The 17,519-nt window shown below is 63.5% G+C and carries 15 protein-coding genes and 1 other RNA gene; 9 read left to right on the forward strand and 7 right to left on the reverse strand.

Features of this window, described 5'->3' with window-relative positions; genetic code table 11:
- Positions 1 to 32: 32 nt before the first annotated feature.
- The gene (locus ACVNHC_RS08300; RefSeq protein ID WP_457166960.1) at positions 33 to 827 is read right to left on the reverse strand and encodes a thymidylate synthase; all 795 of its coding nucleotides are present in this window, start codon (positions 825 to 827) and stop codon (positions 33 to 35) included.
- 124 nt (positions 828 to 951) lie between these two features.
- Between ACVNHC_RS08300 and ssrA the strand changes: the two genes are divergently transcribed.
- The 6 genes from ssrA (at position 952) to ACVNHC_RS08330 (ending at position 3,491) form a co-directional block, all read left to right on the forward strand.
- Positions 952 to 1,308: a transfer-messenger RNA gene (gene ssrA, locus ACVNHC_RS08305) on the forward strand.
- 277 nt (positions 1,309 to 1,585) lie between these two features.
- Complete coding sequence (locus ACVNHC_RS08310; RefSeq protein WP_050474218.1) at positions 1,586 to 2,194, forward strand: SspB family protein; 609 nt, start codon at positions 1,586 to 1,588, stop codon at positions 2,192 to 2,194.
- A 77-nt stretch (positions 2,195 to 2,271) separates the two neighbouring features.
- Positions 2,272 to 2,499 (forward strand): DUF4169 family protein, encoded by a 228-nt coding sequence (locus tag ACVNHC_RS08315; RefSeq protein ID WP_457166961.1) that lies wholly within the window; start codon positions 2,272 to 2,274, stop codon positions 2,497 to 2,499.
- The gene (locus ACVNHC_RS08320) at positions 2,496 to 2,720 is read left to right on the forward strand and encodes a ribbon-helix-helix domain-containing protein (RefSeq protein WP_457166962.1); all 225 of its coding nucleotides are present in this window, start codon (positions 2,496 to 2,498) and stop codon (positions 2,718 to 2,720) included. The genes ACVNHC_RS08315 and ACVNHC_RS08320 overlap by 4 nt, the downstream gene beginning before the upstream one ends.
- A 77-nt stretch (positions 2,721 to 2,797) precedes the next feature.
- Positions 2,798 to 3,040 carry a hypothetical protein gene (locus tag ACVNHC_RS08325; RefSeq protein ID WP_457166963.1) on the forward strand — a complete coding sequence of 81 codons (243 nt, stop codon included), beginning with the start codon at positions 2,798 to 2,800 and terminating at the stop codon, positions 3,038 to 3,040.
- Positions 3,041 to 3,047: 7 nt separating this feature from the next.
- Positions 3,048 to 3,491: a hypothetical protein gene (locus ACVNHC_RS08330; RefSeq protein ID WP_457166964.1), complete on the forward strand. Its 444-nt coding sequence runs from the start codon at positions 3,048 to 3,050 to the stop codon at positions 3,489 to 3,491.
- On the opposite strand, the gene ACVNHC_RS08335 is transcribed toward ACVNHC_RS08330, so the two are convergent.
- A complete protein-coding gene (locus ACVNHC_RS08335) occupies positions 3,466 to 7,434 on the reverse strand; it encodes an AsmA family protein (RefSeq protein WP_457166965.1) in 3,969 nt (1,322 codons plus the stop codon). The two genes, ACVNHC_RS08330 and ACVNHC_RS08335, sit on opposite strands and share 26 nt — an antisense overlap.
- Positions 7,435 to 7,476: 42 nt before the next feature.
- Entirely contained in the window at positions 7,477 to 8,889 is a 1,413-nt protein-coding gene (locus ACVNHC_RS08340) for an FAD-binding oxidoreductase (RefSeq protein ID WP_050474223.1), read from the reverse strand.
- 248 nt (positions 8,890 to 9,137) lie between these two features.
- Here ACVNHC_RS08340 and ACVNHC_RS08345 point away from each other — a divergent pair, with 248 nt between their 5' ends.
- Positions 9,138 to 10,802 (forward strand): chloride channel protein, encoded by a 1,665-nt coding sequence (locus ACVNHC_RS08345; protein WP_457166966.1) that lies wholly within the window; start codon positions 9,138 to 9,140, stop codon positions 10,800 to 10,802.
- A 296-nt stretch (positions 10,803 to 11,098) separates the two neighbouring features.
- On the opposite strand, the gene ACVNHC_RS08350 is transcribed toward ACVNHC_RS08345, so the two are convergent.
- Positions 11,099 to 12,913, reverse strand: coding sequence for an aminopeptidase P family protein (locus tag ACVNHC_RS08350; RefSeq protein WP_457166967.1), 1,815 nt, complete (start codon positions 12,911 to 12,913; stop codon positions 11,099 to 11,101).
- Positions 12,914 to 13,147: 234 nt separating this feature from the next.
- Here ACVNHC_RS08350 and ACVNHC_RS08355 point away from each other — a divergent pair, with 234 nt between their 5' ends.
- A complete protein-coding gene (locus ACVNHC_RS08355; protein WP_244269971.1) occupies positions 13,148 to 13,369 on the forward strand; it encodes a hypothetical protein in 222 nt (73 codons plus the stop codon).
- Between the two features lie 406 nt (positions 13,370 to 13,775).
- Here ACVNHC_RS08355 and ACVNHC_RS08360 read toward each other — a convergent pair whose 3' ends face one another.
- From ACVNHC_RS08360 to ACVNHC_RS08370, 3 genes are all read right to left on the reverse strand, one after another.
- Complete coding sequence (locus tag ACVNHC_RS08360; RefSeq protein ID WP_122520470.1) at positions 13,776 to 14,660, reverse strand: 50S ribosomal protein L11 methyltransferase; 885 nt, start codon at positions 14,658 to 14,660, stop codon at positions 13,776 to 13,778.
- Positions 14,661 to 14,723: 63 nt separating this feature from the next.
- On the reverse strand, positions 14,724 to 16,121 hold the full coding sequence (locus ACVNHC_RS08365) for an ATP-binding protein (protein ID WP_457166968.1): 1,398 nt from the start codon (positions 16,119 to 16,121) through the stop codon (positions 14,724 to 14,726).
- On the reverse strand, positions 16,118 to 16,834 hold the full coding sequence (locus ACVNHC_RS08370) for a response regulator (RefSeq protein ID WP_050474228.1): 717 nt from the start codon (positions 16,832 to 16,834) through the stop codon (positions 16,118 to 16,120). Before ACVNHC_RS08370 ends, ACVNHC_RS08365 begins: the two co-directional genes overlap by 4 nt.
- A 178-nt stretch (positions 16,835 to 17,012) precedes the next feature.
- Between ACVNHC_RS08370 and ACVNHC_RS08375 the strand changes: the two genes are divergently transcribed.
- A complete protein-coding gene (locus ACVNHC_RS08375; RefSeq protein ID WP_457166969.1) occupies positions 17,013 to 17,483 on the forward strand; it encodes a hypothetical protein in 471 nt (156 codons plus the stop codon).
- Positions 17,484 to 17,519: the final 36 nt, after the last annotated feature.

The following is a 17,519-nucleotide window of genomic DNA, read 5'->3' on the forward strand; positions in this document are numbered from 1 at the left end:
GGCTGGCAGAACGCGGGCGAACCGCCGTCCGGTCAGACGGCAATCGGTGCCTTGATCGCGGGATGCGGATCATAGCCCGACAGCTGGAAATCCTCATAGCGGAAGGCGAAAAGATCGGTCACGTCCGGATTGAGTGTCATCACCGGCAGAGGCCGCGGCTCGCGACTCAGCTGTTCGCGCGCCTGATCGAAGTGATTGGCGTAAAGATGCGCATCCCCCAGCGTGTGGACGAAATCGCCCGGCTTCAGCCCGCAGACCTGCGCCACCATCATGGTCAGCAGCGCATAGGAGGCGATGTTGAACGGCACCCCGAGGAACACATCCGCCGAGCGCTGGTACAGCTGGCAGGACAGGCGCCCACCGGCCACATAGAACTGGAACATGGTGTGGCACGGCGGCAGGGCCATCTCGTCCACCAGCGCCGGGTTCCAGGCGGAGACGATCAGGCGGCGCGATTCCGGGTTCTTGCGGATCATCGCCAGCACATTGGCAATCTGATCGATGGACCGGCCATCGGGCGCAGGCCAGGAGCGCCACTGCGCGCCATAGACAGGCCCCAGGTCGCCATTTTCATCGGCCCATTCATCCCAGATGCTGACGCCATTGGCCTTCAGGTAGCCGATGTTGGTGTCACCGGCGAGGAACCACAGAAGCTCATGGATGATCGACTTCAGATGCAGCTTCTTCGTCGTGACGACCGGGAAGCCCTCTTCCAGATTGAAGCGCATCTGGTGGCCGAAGACCGAGCGCGTTCCGGTGCCCGTCCGGTCGCCCCGGTCGATGCCCTCATCCAGAATGCGCCGCATCAGATCATGATATTGCTGCACGTGGTTGCCCGTCCGCTGTCCTGTTCCGGCTGTCTGCCTGTTCTGGCCCGCTGAGGGCCTGGGCGCAAGGATTCATTGCCGGTGCGCGGCTCCTGACAGCCACTCCATCCACAGGCGCCCTGCCCCCCTTTCAATCGGCAAGCGAAATGCCTATATTCCAACTGCCGGTTCACCGGCTACGGCGATAAATTGACTGTGTAATAAGCCTATCGGACCCGGGGGCGGTACCCGGCGCCTCCACCCAAGCCCACCCCAGCGGTGGGTTTCGGCGGGGGCGAAATAGGATCGACGAGGGTGTAAAGACTGCTCTTTCGCTCGGCATGGTACCACCGATATCGGACCAAATCTGTAGTTGCAAACGACAACTATGCTCAGGACGTCGCTCTCGCCGCGTAATGCGGTGCGAGTTGTCCACCTAAAGCCCTGACGGGTAGCACTGTCAGGCGGGGTTCGGAGGCACCTGGCAACAGAAGCCTCCACTTAACCCCCCAAAGCAATCCAGAGATTTCCGCTGTTTTTCAGCGCCGCCAAGGCATTGCCCCTGCGTCATGCTCTTGCCACAGCGCCGCAGCATGCCCATTATTTCCCGCATGCGCCCTTTCCGGCATCCGGAGCGGAAGCGGCGTGGAGGACGGGTCTGCGAAAAGCCGGGATTACGAGCCTTTCAACAGGGCGATATGTGACGCGAGGGGCTTTTCTTTTGACCGGCAAAGGGTCAAGGTGCCCGAAATTGATTTGATTCCGGCGGACAATAAAGAATGGCAGAAGACCTGCTCCGTTATGACATCATCGTGCAGGACGCCCTGCGGGCGGCGGTGAAGAAGATCCTTGCCGAAGTTGCCCGGACGGGCCTTCCCGGCGAGCACCATTTCTACATCGCCTTCGACACCAATGCTCCCGGCGTGCGGATTTCCTCGCGCCTGAAGGAGCGGTATCCGACCGAGATGACCATCGTTCTCCAGCACCAGTTCTGGGATCTGGCCATCGGTGAGCACGCCTTTGAAGTGGGCCTGTCCTTCGGCGGTATTCCGGAGAAGCTGCTGATCCCCTTCAGCGCCATCAAGGGCTTCTTTGACCCCTCCGTCCAGTTCGCGCTGGAGTTCGAGCCGGGCAAGACCGCAGAACCCATTCCGGACGATCTGGTGGAAGCCGTCGGCGAACTCGCCAATCTGGAAGCTGCTGCTGCCAAGTCCCTTGAGGACAAGAACGTCAAGCCGGCCACGCGCAAGACGGCGGCAAGCGCCAGCAAAGCCGAGAAGGCTGAAAAGGCCGCCAAGGCGGACGCAGCAGAAGAGGGCTCCAAGGACGAAAAGCCGGCCGAAGGCGGTGAAGTCGTCTCGCTGGATGCCTTCCGCAAGAAGCCGTAAGATTGAGATCTGCGGAGGATCCGGTCACAACGTCCGGGCCTCCCCGTTGGATCAGATATCAGGGTGGAGGCTGAGGCATGGGCGCCGACATCATCAATCTGCGGCAAGCGCGCAAAGCCCGCGACCGGAAGGCGCGGGAAAGCGAAGCGGAAACCAACCGCCGCCTCCACGGCCGCACCAAGGCAGAGCGCAAGCTCAAGGACGCACTCGACAGCAAGGCGCAGCAGACGCTGGATGCCCATCAGCTGGAGCGCAAGGCCTCTTCTGATAAAACCAAAGATCCAGACCGGGATGGTCAGGCGTGACCTTCGTCAAGCGCTCCCTCAGCCTCAAGGGGCACCGCACCAGCCTGGCGCTTGAGCCCGATTTCTGGGCCGAACTTGACCGCATCGCCGCAGACCGCTCCCTCTCCCTCGCCGCCCTCATCGGCATGATCGACGCCGAGCGCGCACCAAATCAGCCCCTCTCCTCTGCCGCCAGAGTGTTCGTGCTGAGGGCCCTCAGGTCTGTGCCGGAGCAAGGGTGACGGAACGCCGCAAGCCTGGGTGCCGATTGAGAACCCCTTCTTGCGCCGTCATTCCTCCGCCCTGCCATGACCTGATCATGACATCCATGCCGTTCCAGCGCACATCCGAAGCAGGAGGTCCGGCAATTTGCATCTGTTTCCGCAACGACCGCCACGGAATGGATGCCATGGTCGAGCCATGGCATGACGAAACGGTTGAATTCTCCCGAGATGCAGGGCGTGCACTCATTTGCGAGCAGCGTCCGGACCTGCATTTCGAACATGGCCAGTCCGCCGCCAGTCCGCCGCCAGTCCGCCGCCACTCCTCCGTCATGCCATGACTTGATCATGGCATCCATGCCGCTCCAGACCATATCCGAAGCGGGAGTTCCGGTAATTTGCATTTGTTTCCGCAACGACCGCCACGGAATGGATGCCATGGCCGCGCCATGGCATGACGAAAAGGTTGAATTCTCCCGAGATGCGGGGCGTGCCCTCATTTGCGGGCAGCATCCGGATCTGCATTTCGAACATGGCCAGTCCGCCGCCAGTCCGCCGCCAGTCCCCCACCATTCCGCCGCCACTCCTCCGTCATGCCATGACTTGATCATGGCATCCATGCCGTTCCAGTGCACATCCGAAGCGGGAGTTCCGGCAATTTGCATCTCTTTCCGCAACCACCGCCACGGAATGGATGCCATGGTCGAGCCATGGCATGACGAAAAAGTTGAATTCTCTCAAGATGCGGGGCTCTTACCCGGAGATATCAGTTGCCGGGTGCCGGATAGGTGACCACGAGGCCGCTGGGCATGGTGACCAGCACCGGTTGTGCCGGCTTGTTGGCCGGGATGCCGTCAGCCGGCCGGCCGGCCCCTGCGTCAGAGCGCTGGCCCTGCACACGCGGGGCAGCGGGAATTTCCTTCGCGGGCTCCAGCGGCGGCAAGGGCGCAACGCTTCCGGTCGCCTCCGGATCACGGTCTGCGGCACCGCTGCGTCCGGCGTTTCCAATGGCAGACTGGATCTTTTCCTCGAAGGTCAGAAGATCGCCGATAGCATCCCCATTGGCGGGCTTCGGCCCCGTCTGGGCGCGCTCACTGCGCGAAGGCGCTGTGCTCTGTGCATTTCCGCGCTGATCAGGCGCAGGAGCGGATTCAGGGGCCTTTTCCGGCTCACGGCCTGACGCGTTCCCGGCCGCGGCTTTTTCTGCGGCGGCCTTTTCCGCAGCCGCTTTTTCTGCAGCCGCCTTCTCGGCAGCGGCTTTTTCGGCCGTCCGATGCTGATCTTCCGCCTCGCGGAAATATTTCATCTCGCGGGCCAGCCGGTCACGGTCGAGGATATCGGCCTGCAGGCGCTCCACCCGCTCCACTTCCTTCTCGAAGGCGCGCAGGGTGAGGAAGGCCATCAGCGGGCCGGTGTCGATCCGCCGTTCCGGGTTGCCCAGAGGGCCGGAGAAGATCACACCTGCCTGCGGTTCGGCCCCGGCAACCGCGTCCTCGCCCGCATCGGCTTTCAGCGAAAGGTCGGCCTGCACGGTCCAGTCATTGAGATTGATCTGGCCGGAGCCGAGCAGAGCCGCCGCCGTTCCCTCAGCACCAAGATTGCGCAGGCTGACCCGGCCGGCCGCCATCGACAGGGAGCCTTCGAGAGACGCGAAGGGCAGCGTGCCCGCATCCAGCTGGCTGGCAAACAGGCTGCGGATCTTGTCTTCTTCCAGCTGCAGGCCGGAGTCGGCTGCGCGGATGATGAGGCCGAAGGCTTCCGGGTTCAGCGCCCGCAGCTCACCATCCTTCAGAGCCACCGTACCGCCGCCGCTGAGCCCGGCGGCCAGAGCAGCGATGGACCGTCCGCTCGTTTCAAACTGCGCATTCACATCCAGCGTGCCGGTTGCCACGGCCCTGCCAGAGCGCTGCCAGACAAGGTTTTCGGCCTGCGCGCCGGTCAGTTGCAGCGTTCCGGAGAAGCCCGCCTCACCCGCATTGCGGGTCAGGGCCACCTGCCCGCTCAAGCTGCCGCCGCCATAGCGGGCCTCAAGACCCTCCAGCCGCAGGCTGTCCGGCACGATCCGCAGCTTCGCGGAAACCGTCTCAATGGCCGTCAGGTCATCCAGCCACAGTTTTCCGGCCTTGAGATCGAGACCCAGATCCATGTGCCCGGCAAAGGGTGTTCCAAGCGCCTGCCCCGGCCAGACGCCATTCCCCTCGGCAAGCGCCCATTGATCGGCGCCCAGCATGACTTCCGACAACAGGCGGGCGTCGAGGGCCGAAAGGTCCAGCGCGCCGGAGATCCGGTAAAGGCCCGATCCTGCGGCTGGTGTCAGATCCCCCGTCAGGCGTCCGGCCACGGTCACACCGGCCATGGCGCCCTTGATATCGCTCAAGCTGAGCTTGCCGCCTTCACCCAGCAGATCAAACCGCAGGTCCGCCGTCAGATCCCCCGCCAGTGCGGGCAGGACCTGACCGGTCATCAGCACCGCAGGAGAAAGGTCCTGCGATTTCAGCGTCACCCCGGCGGTGTAGCGCAGCGGCACGTCATCGCGCGGCAGTTCCATGTCGCCGACGGCTTCCAGACGGCTCGTTCCCGCCTTCGCATCGAGGCTGAGGGCAAGGCTGTCGCCCGGCTGCCCGTTCAGTTTCAGCGCCAGTTCCGCCGCGCCAAGCCCCTCTTCCGAGGCAACGTCAAAGCCGAGCTGGCGCAGCAGAAGCGCGCCTTCCGGCCCGGACATGTTCAGCGTCAAGGCCGCATCGCCATCGCGCCAGGCGTCCATCCGCCCGGCGAAGCGGCTGTCGAGGCCAATCTTGTTGCCGTTGACCTCGCCCGACAGCACCAGCCGCATCTCACTGCCCTTGCCGGAGGGCTTGGCCTCGATGCGCCCGTCCAATTTGGCCGGCACCAGATAGTCACCGCCGGTCTGCAAGCGCCGGGTCAATTCGCTGTCCGGCGCGGCATTCTCGATGAGGGCATAAAGCCCGGCCAGCGAGCTTGCCTCCAGCGTTGCGTTGAGCGAGCCCGAGGGAACGGTCGTCAGATCCCGGATGGTGCCGATGGCGTCGATGCGCGCACCGGCCAGATCATTGGCGGAAAGCTTCGAGATCTTCAGCTGCTCGCCGTCATATCCGGCTTCCACCGTCAGCGCCTTGCCCTTGATGCCCCGGATCGACACTTCACGGGCGTGAAGCTTCACGTCAATCTCGGCCCCGGCGAGCATCCCGCCCAGCGCATCGGCGCCAAAGGCCGGAGCCAGGCCGGACACAAGATCCAGATCCAGCTTTTCCGCCTCAAGGCCGAGCGCGAACACGGACTTGCCATTGCGCTCATGGGTGTAGGCGATGGAACCGGCAGCCTTCGCCCCGTCAATATCGAGGCGCGAGACGGCAAAGCTCACGCCGCCGCTGCCGGCATCCAGCTTGCCTTCAAGCGCAACCGGCAGGCCGGTGAAGACAAGCCCGTTGTGCCCCTGCAGCCAGCCCGTCAGCAGGCCCGGCTGCGCAGAATTGAGCACCAGCGTGCCGCTGTAGGACGGCGCGCCTTGCAGGGACAGGTCCCCTTGCGTGGTCACCTGCGTGCGGCCCGGCAGGCGGCTTGCAAGCCGCAGCACTTTCCAGCCGCCCGCTGCCGTTTCAAGGTCCAGGCGCGTGCCCTGAATGATCTCGCCGCCAGCCACAATGGCCGGAAGGTCAAGCGAAACCTCACCCTTGAGCGTGTCCGGCGCCAGCGCCGCAAGACCGGAGAGAAGGCTTTGCCCTGCCGTGCGGATGGCCACAGGCTGCTGCGGGCCCTGCCCCAGCATCCGGTCCAGATCCAGCTGCCGCGCACCGGCCTTGATGAGGAACCGGCGCGAATCCGCCAGATCAAGATTGCCCTCGCCCGTCAGCGTCACATGCCGCTCGTCCGGGCCATAGCGAAGTTCAAAGGAAGGCACCGTGATTGAAGCCGGGCCGGCCTTCACGTCACCCTGAACCCGCCACTCCTGCATGGAGGGATCATCGGAGGCAACGGAGGCGAGCGTAAACCGGCCGTCAAGCTCCGGCGCACCGGCCTTGTCGCTCAAAAGCGCATCAACGCTCAGCTGGGCGGGCGTCAGTGCCGGGGTCAGGTCTGCCTTGACGCGGATGCCGCCGCCGGGCTGGCGTTCACCGGTGGCAAGGCGCAGGGACATGGGCTCGCCATTGCTGGAGAGACTTCCGTCCACCTTGAACGGGCCGTTGAGCGAGCGGGCGCTCACCACCACATTCACATTCTCGATCTTGCGCGAGCCGCCGTCACGGGCATCGGACAGCGTCACACTGCCGTTGTTCACCTCGATCTGGTCAAAGGCGACGTTCTTCGGGTCCACCCGGGCAAGGCCCGCCTCGCTGCGCTCCATCAGCCAGTCAAGGCGGCCATCCTCATCGAGCGCAAGGTTCACCTGCGGCCGGTCCAGCCGCATTTCCACGACGCGGATTTCGCCCTTCAGCAGGGACGGCAGTTCGACGCGCATCTGAAAACGGGAGACGGACAGCAGCGGATTTTCCGCATCCCCCACCCTCACATCGGTGAAGGTGAGCGCCGGAGCGGGCAGAAGGCTCATGTCGGCCTTGCCCAGCACCGTCACCTTGTGGCCCAGCGCCTCGCCGGCATAGCGCTCGAAGGTCGAACGGTACGCTGTCCAGTCGACAAAGAGAGGCCCGACCAGCGCCGCCAGCAGCGCCAGGATGATAGCCACACCCGCCGTGATATAGACCGAATTCAGCGTCATTCTCCTGTTGCTCTGGCGCCTGCTGCGTACAGCCCCCCGCCGTTACACGAGCACGATCTTGCCCGGATTCATGATGTTATCCGGATCAAGGGCAATTTTAAGGGTACGCATCACATCCAGTGCGTCTCCATGCTCTTTTTTCAGATATTTCATCTTGCCCTGCCCCACGCCATGCTCGCCGGTGCAGGTGCCGCCCATTTCGATGGCGCGCCAGTTCATCTGTTCGATGAAGGCCTCGCTCTCCGCCAGTTCCTTCGGATCGTTGACATCCACGAGCACCAGCGTGTGGAAATTGCCGTCGCCCACATGGCCGACGATCGGCGCCAGCAGCCCGCGCCGCTCGATATCGGCCACCGTCTCGGCCACGCATTCGGCAAGGCGGGAGATCGGCACGCAGACATCCGTCGACACCGCCTTGGAGCCGGGGCGCAGGCCCTGCGCTGCGAAATAGGCATTGTGGCGCGCCGTCCAGAGCTTTGTGCGCTCTTCTGCCAATGCCGACCAGAGGAAGGTGCCGCCGCCGCAATCCGCCGCAATCGCCTCGAACAGTTCCGCCTGCTCCTTCACGCCCGAAGCCGTGCCGTGGAATTCGAGGAACAGCGTCGGCGTTTCCTCAAGATCCAGCTTGGAATAGGCGTTGCAGGCGCGCACCTGCATCTTGTCGAGAAGCTCGATCCGCGCCACCGGAATGCCGGACTGGATGGTCATGATCACGGCGTTGCAGGCCGATTCCACATCCGGGAAGGGGCAGACGCCGCCGGAAATGGCCTCCGGCTGGCCGAAGAGCCGGAGCGTCACTTCAGTGATCACGCCCAGCGTGCCTTCCGAACCGACGAACAGCCGCGTCAGGTCATAACCGGCAGAGGATTTGCGCGCCCGGCCGCCCGTGCGGATGATGCGGCCATCCGCCGTCACCACGGTCAGCCCCAGCACCACATCCTTCATGGTGCCGTAGCGCACCGCATTGGTGCCCGAAGCGCGGGTTGCCGTCATGCCGCCGATGCTGGCATCCGCGCCCGGATCAATGGGGAAGAACAGGCCCGTGTCGCGGATATAGGCATTCAGCTGCGAGCGCGTCACACCGGCCTGCACCACGCAGTCGAGATCTTCCGCGTTCACTTCCAGAATGCTGTTCATGCGGCTGAGATCGATGGAGACGCCGCCGCCGGGGGCATTCACATGGCCTTCCAGTGACGAGCCGGTGCCAAAGGGGATGACCGGCACCTTGTGCTGGGCACAGAGCCGGACAATCTCCGCCACCTCTTCCGTCGTCTGCGCAAACACCACAACATCCGGCGCCTGATTCGGCAGCCATGTGGTGGTGTGGCCATGCTGCTCGCAAACGGCTGCGGAGGTGAGGCACCGCTCGCCAAAACCGGCAGAAAGTGCAGCCTTCACGGCGGCGATGCCGTCCTCGTTGCGTTTCACCTGAACCTGCATGGCCGCCAGAGACATGGCGCATCTCCTCATCCTGTCATGAGGGCCTTGGTTTCCGGCCCTCTTGTGCTGGCGCACACTATCAAAGATGCCCCGCCACCCAAAGCTGTCTTGTGGGGCAAATCCCGGTTCTGTTGTCTCACCTGTTTCCTCCCGGCAAAAAGCCGTTGAAACGGGTCCAGTTCTGACCGGGATTGCGGTAAGAAGGAACACGCGTGGCCAGCGGCCGCAGCATTTGCGTTCCCGGATGTGGAGAGCATCACGCCATGGCCAAAGGCCCCTCCCCGCTGTTTTCCCTCAAGATTCCCGTCAAAGCCGGGATTACGGCCATCGCCGCCGAGTTGCGGCTCAACGTCCGGCATTTCCGTCACAGCAAGGCACCGCTCATCTGGGTGCTGGCCCTGTTCATCGGCGCCATCGTCTCCTGGGCGGCCATTTTCTTCCGCGAGCTGATCGGCCTCGTCCAGATGCTCTGGCTCGGCACCTCCAGCGAGGCAGTGGTGACGGCCGTTGCACAGGTGCCCTGGTATGTGGTGATGCTGGCCCCTGCAGCCGGCGGGCTGGTGGTAGGGCTGCTGCTGCATTTCGTCCAGCCCATGCAGCGGGCCTCCAGCGTGGCCGACGTGATCGAGGCGCGTGCCAGCGCCGGGCGCAGCCTGCGCTTCTGGCCGGGCATGTCCTCCGCACTGATTGCCGCCCTGTCGCTCGGCTCGGGCGCCAGCGCCGGGCGCGAGGGGCCGATGGTGCATCTGGGTGCGACCATCGCCACCAGCCTGGGCCGCCTGTTCAGCCTGCCGGATTCATCACGCCGCATGCTGCTGGCCTGCGGTGTCGCCAGCGCGGTTTCCGCCTCGTTCAATGCCCCCATCGCGGGCGTGCTCTTCGCCCATGAGGTGATCCTCGGGCATTACGCCCTCTCCGCCCTGCCCCCTGTCGCCATCGCCGCCGTCACCGGCACCGTCTTCTCCCGGCTGTGGTTCGGCGATGTGGCGGCCTTCATCATTCCCGCCTATCAGATCACCTCCTACTGGGAGTTTCCCGCCTTCGCGCTTCTGGGGCTGGCCTGCGCCATCGTCTCCATCCTGTTCCAGTTCGCCTTGACCGGCACGGACTGGGTGGCGCGGAACATTCCCCTGCCGCTGTGGCTGCGCCCGGTCATGGGCGGGCTGGCGGTCGGGGCCATTGGACTGATGTTCCCCCATGTGCTGGGCGTTGGCTACGAGGCGACCGATGAAGCGCTGAAGAACCAGTTGCCCCTGACGCTCCTGCTGGCCCTGCTGGTGGCCAAGACGGCGGCAACCGCCATCACCCTTGCCTCCCGCTTTGGCGGCGGCGTGTTCTCGCCTGCGCTCTATCTAGGCGCCATGACGGGCGGGGCCTTCGGCATCATCGCCGCCGCCGCCGTGCCGGACATGGCCTCCAGCGGCGGTCTCTATGCCATTCTCGGCATGGGCGCGGTCGCGGCTTCCGTGCTGGGAGCCCCCGTCTCGACCACCATGATCGTCTTTGAGCTGACCGGCGGCTACGGCCTGTCCATGGCGCTGCTGCTCTGCGTTTCCATCGCCACCGGTATCACCCAGGCGGTGCATGGGCGCTCCTTCTTCCAATGGCAGCTGGAAATGCGCGGCGTGCCGCTCAAAGACGGGCTGCACCGCATGCTGGTGCGGGAGGTGCGGGTGGATGATTTCATGACACCGCTGGCGCCCGGAGACACCGGAGAGACCGGCCCGCTGACGCCGGACATGCCCGTGCTCTTCACGGACGAAACGCTCGACAAGGCCTTGAGACGATTCGATGAAACCGGCCAGACGCGGCTTCCCGTGGTGCGCCGCTCAGCCCCGCTGGTGCCCGTCGCCACGGCCTTCCATGTGCACGCACTGGCACATTACAACGCCGTCCTGATTAAAGCGGCAGAAGAAGAACACCGGTAAAGGCTATATTTTTCAGATATTTAACCGAAAAACCGGAATCAAGCCGCAAGGCAAGGGCAGCACCGTCTCAGCGGCTTGAATCAATGTGTGAAGAACCGCCTCATCCGCAGACCAGGTCTCTCCCTCGTCATCCCGGACGAGAGCGAAGCGAAGATCCGGGACCGGTGAGCCCCGGCCTGCCGGCTCTATGGACCAGTTGAACCAACCTGCACCCCGGCTCACCGGTCCCGGCTCGCGCTGCGCTTGGCCGGGATGACGAGGGAGGGGCGCAGGCCCGTAAAAGCCCCACAGCCGGATCAAACCGGCTCCGTCGCCTGTTCAAGCCAGATGCGGGTCTTGCCGTCGAGGTGCGGGCCGACTTCGTGGCGGACGCGGGCGTGGTAGGTGTTGAGCCAGTTGCGCTCGGCCACCGTCAGCAGATCCACATCCACCAGCCGCCGGTCGATGGGCGCCAGCGTCAGCGGCTCGAAGCCCAGCATGGGCCGCTCGCCATCGGGAATGTCCCGCGCCTCCGTCACCAGTTCCAGGTTCTCGATGCGGATGCCGTATTCCCCGGCCGGGTAATAGCCCGGCTCGTTGGAGAGGATCATCCCCGGCTTCAGCGGCTGGCTGCCCGTCTTGGCAATGCGTTGCGGCCCTTCGTGGACGGACAGATACGCCCCCACCCCGTGGCCCGTGCCGTGATCATAATCCAGCCCCGCCTGCCACAGGGCGATGCGCGCCAGCGTATCAAGCTGCGCACCCGTCGTGCCCTCCGGGAAGCGGGCCGTGGCGATGGCGATATGGCCCTTCAGCACCAGCGTGAAGTGGCGCTTCATCTCCGCCGTCATCTCCCCCACCGCGATGGTGCGGGTGATATCGGTGGTGCCGTCCTCATACTGGGCGCCGGAATCGATCAGGAACGGGCGGTTCAGCGGGACCGGCAGATTGCTCTCCCGGTTCACCCGGTAATGGCAGATCGCCCCGTTCGGCCCGGCCCCCGAAATGGTATCGAAGGAGATGTCCTTCAGCACGCCCGTCGCAGCACGGAAGGCTTCCAGCTTTTCCGCCGCGCCGATCTCGTCCAGCGTGCCCTTGGGCGCTTCTTCGTCCAGCCAGCACAGGAACCGGCAATAGGCCGCCGCATCGCGCAGATGCGCCGCTTTGGCCCCTGCAATCTCAGCCGCATTCTTGATGGCCTTGGGCAGCAGCACCGGATCGGCGGCCTCCACCAGCTTGCCGCCGGCCTCGGTGATCTTTGTGGCGATGGCTTCACCGGCAAGGTCCGGGTCCACCATCACCGTCAGCCCCTCCTTGCCGAGGCCTTCCAGCGCGGACAGGAACTGATGCGGCTCGGCGATATCGGCATAGGCCGAAAGTTCGCTGCGGACCTCGTTGGAGAGCTTGCGCCCGTCGATGAACAGCACGGATGGCTGCGCCGCCTTGAGCACGGCAAAGGACAGCGGCAGCGGCGTGTGGGACACATCAGACCCGCGGATGTTGAAGAGCCAGGCAATCGAATCGGGCTGGGTGATCACCACCGCATCGGCGCCGCGCTCCACGACGGAGGCCATGATGCGTGCGGCTTTGTCCGCAACGGCCTCTCCTGCCAGTTCCAGCGGATAGAGCGAAACCGCACCCAGCGGCGCCTCGGGACGGTCTTCCCAGACCGCATCAACCGGGTTCGTCTCGACAGCCACCAGTTCAGCCCCCGCCTTGGCGCATACTTCGCGCAGGCGGCGGGTTGCGTTGAGCGTATGCAGCATCGGGTCAAAGCCCAGCTTCATGCCCTTGGAAAGATTCGCCTCGATCCACTTCAGCGGCGGCTCGTTGATGAGATGCAGCGGGGTGAAAACCTCGCAATCCACCTGCTCGCGCACCTGCAGCGTGTAGCGGCCGTCCACAAAGATCGCCGCCTTGCCGCCCAGCACGGCGGCCACGCCCGCCGAGCCGCCGAAGCCGGTCAGCCATTGCAGGCGGCAATCGCAGGGCGGCACATATTCGCCCTGATGCGCGTCGGCGCGGGGGATGAGGAAACCGTCGAGGCCACGGCGGGCAAGCTCTGCCAGAAGGGCCTGAAGCCGCGGACGGCCAACGGAAGGATCGGTGGGGGTGTCAAAAGTCTGGAACATGGAGCGGAGCCTAAACCCGCCGCCCCGGCCATACAATCTCAAAGGCAGCGCCCGTCCACATGCAGCAAGGTTAAAAAGCCGTTTCCTTTCGCACTGCGGCATAGTCTTTTCGCACATGCAATAAACGCAAGGCAGTCATGCGGTTCCATGTCTTTTCGGAATGGCCGGATGAGGCCATATTCAACCCGTGACGAGGGAGGAACCTAGCCACACCGAATTTATGGAGAAATCCAAATGGCACTTTCGACTGTTACCTCCACGATGATCGCCGCTGATCGCCGTTCGTCCCGCAGCATCATCCGCCGCGCTTTCGATCACATGATCGCCGCGCGTGAAAAGCAGGCCCTGCGTTATGTCAACGGCTACCTGCTGTCTCTGGACGATGCCACGCTGGCAGCTTACGGCTACGATCGCGAAGAACTGCGCCGCCAGGGCTCGCTCACCAGCGCGATCTGAGACGGAAACCATATCGCAGCCGCGGCGGAGTGATCCGCCGCCCGGACTGCGGGATGACAAGGCTCCTTCGGGAGCCTTTTTCCGTTTCTGGGCAATGGTTTATGGCGCGTGACGGAATCAGGCGGGCAGCGGGTTGAATCAGAATGTTGGCGAATGACGCTGAAGGCACGGAGTTGCCCTTCCTGACATCCCCACCGTCGTCTTCCCGGACGAGAGCGAAGCCGAGATCCGGGACCGGTGAGCCAAGGTCTCCCGGTTATCGCCTTTAAGGGCAAACCAACTTGCACCCCGGCTCTCCGGTCCCGGCTCGCGCTGCGCTTGGCCGGGATGACGATGGAGAGTGCCTGTTTTTTTTGCAAACGATGAGGCGGGCACAGGGCCCGCCTCATCCTCATCCGATCTGCCCTCAGCCGCGCCCGCGCGTCAGCGTCAGGGTAATCCAGCCGTTCTTTTCAAAGCGCCGCACAAGGCGGAAGCCCTGCGTGCCATAGGCGAAGAGGATGCGCGGGCCGTCCTCGATTCGCAGGCCCGAAAGCACCAGCATGGCATCGCCGGTCATGCGGGCGGAAATGCTTTTGGCCATCTGCATCAGCGGGCGGGCCAGAATGTTGGCAATCACCAGATCAAACGGACCGTACTCGGCAAAGCGCCGGTCTTCCACGCCAGCCGCCGTAAAGGTGCGCACGAAGTTGCCCACACCGTTCAGCACAGCGTTCTCAGCTGCCGTCTGCGTTGCCACCGGATCAATGTCGCTGGCAATCACCTGCTGGCGCGAGAGCTTGGCCGCAGCAATGGCCAGAACGCCGGTGCCGGTGCCGATGTCGAGAATCTTGTCGAACCGCCAGTGGCTGAGCAGCCGGCTGATTTCGCGCAGGCAGCCTTCCGTGGTGGCGTGGTGCCCGGTGCCGAAGGCAAGCGCGGCTTCAATCTCGATGCCGATGCTGCCCGCAGGAACCGTGCCCCGGTCATGGCTGCCGTGGATGAGGAAACGCCCGGCCGGCACGGGAGCCAGCCCTTCGAGGCTCTTCTCCACCCAGTTCAGGTCCTCAAGCACCTCGGCTTCCACCGGTGCGGCAAAGGCATCGGCTCCCAGCCGGTCCTTCAGCTCGTCGGCAGCCTCGTCCGGCTCCATGCCGAACATGAGGATTTCGACCGCCCAGACCGAGCCGTCCGGCACGAATTCATAGACCGTGACCGGATTGCCATCGTCCTCATAGGCCTGTTCCACGATCCCGTAGATACGCTTGGCTTCCAGTTCGGCGGCACAGATCCGCACTCTCACAGTCTGCATGAAATCCTCGGCAGCTTGGCAATGACGTGGCCGATATAACGCCAGCGGCCCCAAACAGCCAGCCTATTCGGGCGCTGCTGGAGCGAGCGGCAGCGTTATGCGGGCCGTGAGCCCCCCAGCGGGCGTATCAAGCAGCTCAAGCTGCCCGCCATGGGCTTCCACGATGGAGAGCGTGGTCGACAACCCGAGGCCAAATCCGGTCCCCGCCTCCGACCCGATGGACCGGGCACTGTCCCCTCTCACGAAGGGCAGGAGCATGCGCTCCTTCTCGGAAGAGGAAATGCCTGGTCCATGATCGATGACGTCGATGACGGCCCTGCCATCCCTGGAAGTGAGCATCACCGTCACTTCGCCCTGTCCGTCAGCCGCATAGCGCAAGGCGTTGCCGGCCAGGTTTTCGACAGCCCTGACAAGCTCGCTGGGCCGGGCCAGAACCTTGATGTCACCCTCTGCCTCAAGCCCGATCACATGGCCTGCATCCTCATATTCATCCCGAATGCCTTGCAGCAAGCTGGGAACATCAATGCAGACGGAGGCTTCGCCGGTGCGGCCCTGCCGCAGAAACGTCAGCGCGCCATCGATCTGGGCTTCCATCACCTTGAGATCAGCAAGGCTGCGGCGGCGCTGGTCTTCATTTTCGATCAGTTCGAGCCGCAGGCGCAGACGGGTCAAAGGCGTGCGCAGGTCATGGCTGATTGCGGCCAGCATCTGGGTGCGGCGCTCGATCAGGTCGTGGATCCGCTGCTGCATCCGGTTGAAGGCAAGTGCCGCATCCCGCACTTCCTGCGGCCCGCGCGCGGCGAGCGGCGCCAGGATTGTGGTATTCTCGCCAAAGCTGGTCACCGCCTTTGACAGGTCGGACAAGGGCCGCACCAGAGTGCGCAGGGCCCAGATCAGCAGCATGGAAACACTGATGATCAGGAAGATGAGCAACTGGAAAAGAGGATCACCCAGGATCGGTGGCCTGTCCCTCGGCAGCATGTCACTTTCCACCAGCGTGCCGTCGGACAAGCGGAAAACCAGTTGCGGAACCCGGCTGTCATTGGCCTGATCATCCGGTCTCCCGCCGGATCCGTCCGCCCCGTCCCCATGCAGCAGGACACCGAGAAATTCGACTCCCTTTGTCACAGCTCCGGGTGCGAGCGGCCAGAAAGGCGGCAGCCGCTCCGTCATCTGATCGATCTCTGCCGAAGCAGAGATCGTCAGCTTCAGCTCCGGATAGTCAGCCCTGACGTCCTCCAGAATAGCTTGCCGGACAGCCGGATCAGCCTCATCAAGACGGACGGCCGCCGCCGCAGCGCGCATGGCATGCAGCGACAATTTCGCATTCGGCCCCTGAGGCCGGATCAGAGTGATCGCAGCGACTGCAAATATGACAAGAACCGCAAGAGATGAGATCATCACCAGCAGCATCTGCGGGGCAATGCGCTTCGGCCATAACCATGCCAGGGCCCGTATCAAGCTGGCTTCACCTCTCCAACGAACTCATAGCCACCGGCACGGACAGTCCTGATGAACTGCATCCGCGCGCCGGCCGCATCCATCTTGCTGCGCAGTCGGCTCACCAGAATGTCAATGTTGCGGCCCGTCATGCTGACGTTGATGCCCTGCGTCAGTTCCACCAGCTGTTCGCGGCTCAGGACACGGCCATGGCGCTCGCACAGCACCTGTAACAGATCAAACTCGGCCGGCGTCAGGCTGACCAGCGCGCCCTTGGGGTTGAACAGATGGCGCGTCTCGCAGTCAAGCACCCAGCCATCAAAGCCCAGCTTCTTGCCGGAGACAGCCGGGGTCGCCGCCCCCATTTCAACGCGGCGGAACATCGCCCGGATACGGGCAATCAATTCGCGCGGATTGAACGGCTTGGGCAGATAGTCATCCGCCCCGACTTCCAGACCGATCACACGGTCAAAGTCATCGGCCTTGGCCGAAACGATGATGATCGGAATACTGCTGGTGCCTCTCAGGCGGCGGCAGATGCTCAGGCCATCCTCGCCGGGCAGCATGAGGTCCAGCACGACGAGATCGATCCGCGCGCTGTGCAGCACACGCTCCATCTCGCCTGCATGGCGCGCGAGGCTCACCTTCCAGCCCTGACCCGTCAGATGCTGGTCAATCAGTTCGCCGATTTCGGGGTCGTCCTCGACAACGAGGATATGTTCAGTCTGTTTCATGAGCCGCAATATGACTCAACTGCGCCGCATTTCAATTATTTTTCGTCGGTTATTTCTTTTGACTTCCGTAGTTTCTTTAGAAAAATAAAGAAAAGAACGAGAAATAATTCATTAATTTCGCATTAACCTTTGCCATTCACTGTTCATTATATTGCAAGCAAAAGGAAAGGCTGCAATCATGATGTCCATTGGTGCATCGGGCATTCAGTCTCCCCAGCAGTATTTTCAGTCCAAGCTGACGGAGCAGGTAAGTTCCGGAGAAATCACGTCCAGCGACATGGACGCAATGCTTTCCGCGCTGGAAGCTATTGATGGAGAAATGGGGCCTGGCGGCTCCGCGCCATCAGCTCCGCCCAGCCAGGGCGAGATGCAGGCAAAGCTTGAGAGCCTGCTGTCTGAACAGGTGGAAGCCGGCACGCTGACACAGGACCAGGCGGACGAACTGGCGTCCCTGTTCGAAAGCGGTGAAATGGCCCCTCCCCCGCCTCCGGGCGGCGGCGGCATGCCGCCCATGACCGAAGATGATGACACCACTGAGGACATTCTGGCGAAACTGCTGGAAGAACTTCAGACAAAGACCGGCTATTCAGCGTCCGGAACAAACACGGTAGCGTCTTCCACATCCCTTATCGTCGACTATACCGCCTGAAACTCTGCATGCGGCGTCAATAACAGGGGCAGGGTT

It is taken from the genome of Pannonibacter sp. Q-1 (assembly GCF_054073275.1).

Coding starts and splice junctions, on each gene's coding strand:
- ACVNHC_RS08330 (WP_457166964.1), top strand. CDS start 3,048: ATGGCATCCATGCCGCTCCAGACCATATCCGAAGCGGGAGTTCCGGTA.
- ACVNHC_RS08355 (WP_244269971.1), top strand. CDS start 13,148: ATGGCACTTTCGACTGTTACCTCCACGATGATCGCCGCTGATCGCCGT.
- ACVNHC_RS08370 (WP_050474228.1), bottom strand. CDS start 16,834: ATGAAACAGACTGAACATATCCTCGTTGTCGAGGACGACCCCGAAATC.
- ACVNHC_RS08340 (WP_050474223.1), bottom strand. CDS start 8,889: ATGTCTCTGGCGGCCATGCAGGTTCAGGTGAAACGCAACGAGGACGGC.
- ACVNHC_RS08325 (WP_457166963.1), top strand. CDS start 2,798: ATGACATCCATGCCGTTCCAGCGCACATCCGAAGCAGGAGGTCCGGCA.
- ACVNHC_RS08350 (WP_457166967.1), bottom strand. CDS start 12,913: ATGTTCCAGACTTTTGACACCCCCACCGATCCTTCCGTTGGCCGTCCG.
- ACVNHC_RS08345 (WP_457166966.1), top strand. CDS start 9,138: ATGGCCAAAGGCCCCTCCCCGCTGTTTTCCCTCAAGATTCCCGTCAAA.
- ACVNHC_RS08335 (WP_457166965.1), bottom strand. CDS start 7,434: ATGACGCTGAATTCGGTCTATATCACGGCGGGTGTGGCTATCATCCTG.
- ACVNHC_RS08375 (WP_457166969.1), top strand. CDS start 17,013: ATGATGTCCATTGGTGCATCGGGCATTCAGTCTCCCCAGCAGTATTTT.
- ACVNHC_RS08360 (WP_122520470.1), bottom strand. CDS start 14,660: ATGCAGACTGTGAGAGTGCGGATCTGTGCCGCCGAACTGGAAGCCAAG.
- ACVNHC_RS08310 (WP_050474218.1), top strand. CDS start 1,586: ATGGCAGAAGACCTGCTCCGTTATGACATCATCGTGCAGGACGCCCTG.
- ACVNHC_RS08315 (WP_457166961.1), top strand. CDS start 2,272: ATGGGCGCCGACATCATCAATCTGCGGCAAGCGCGCAAAGCCCGCGAC.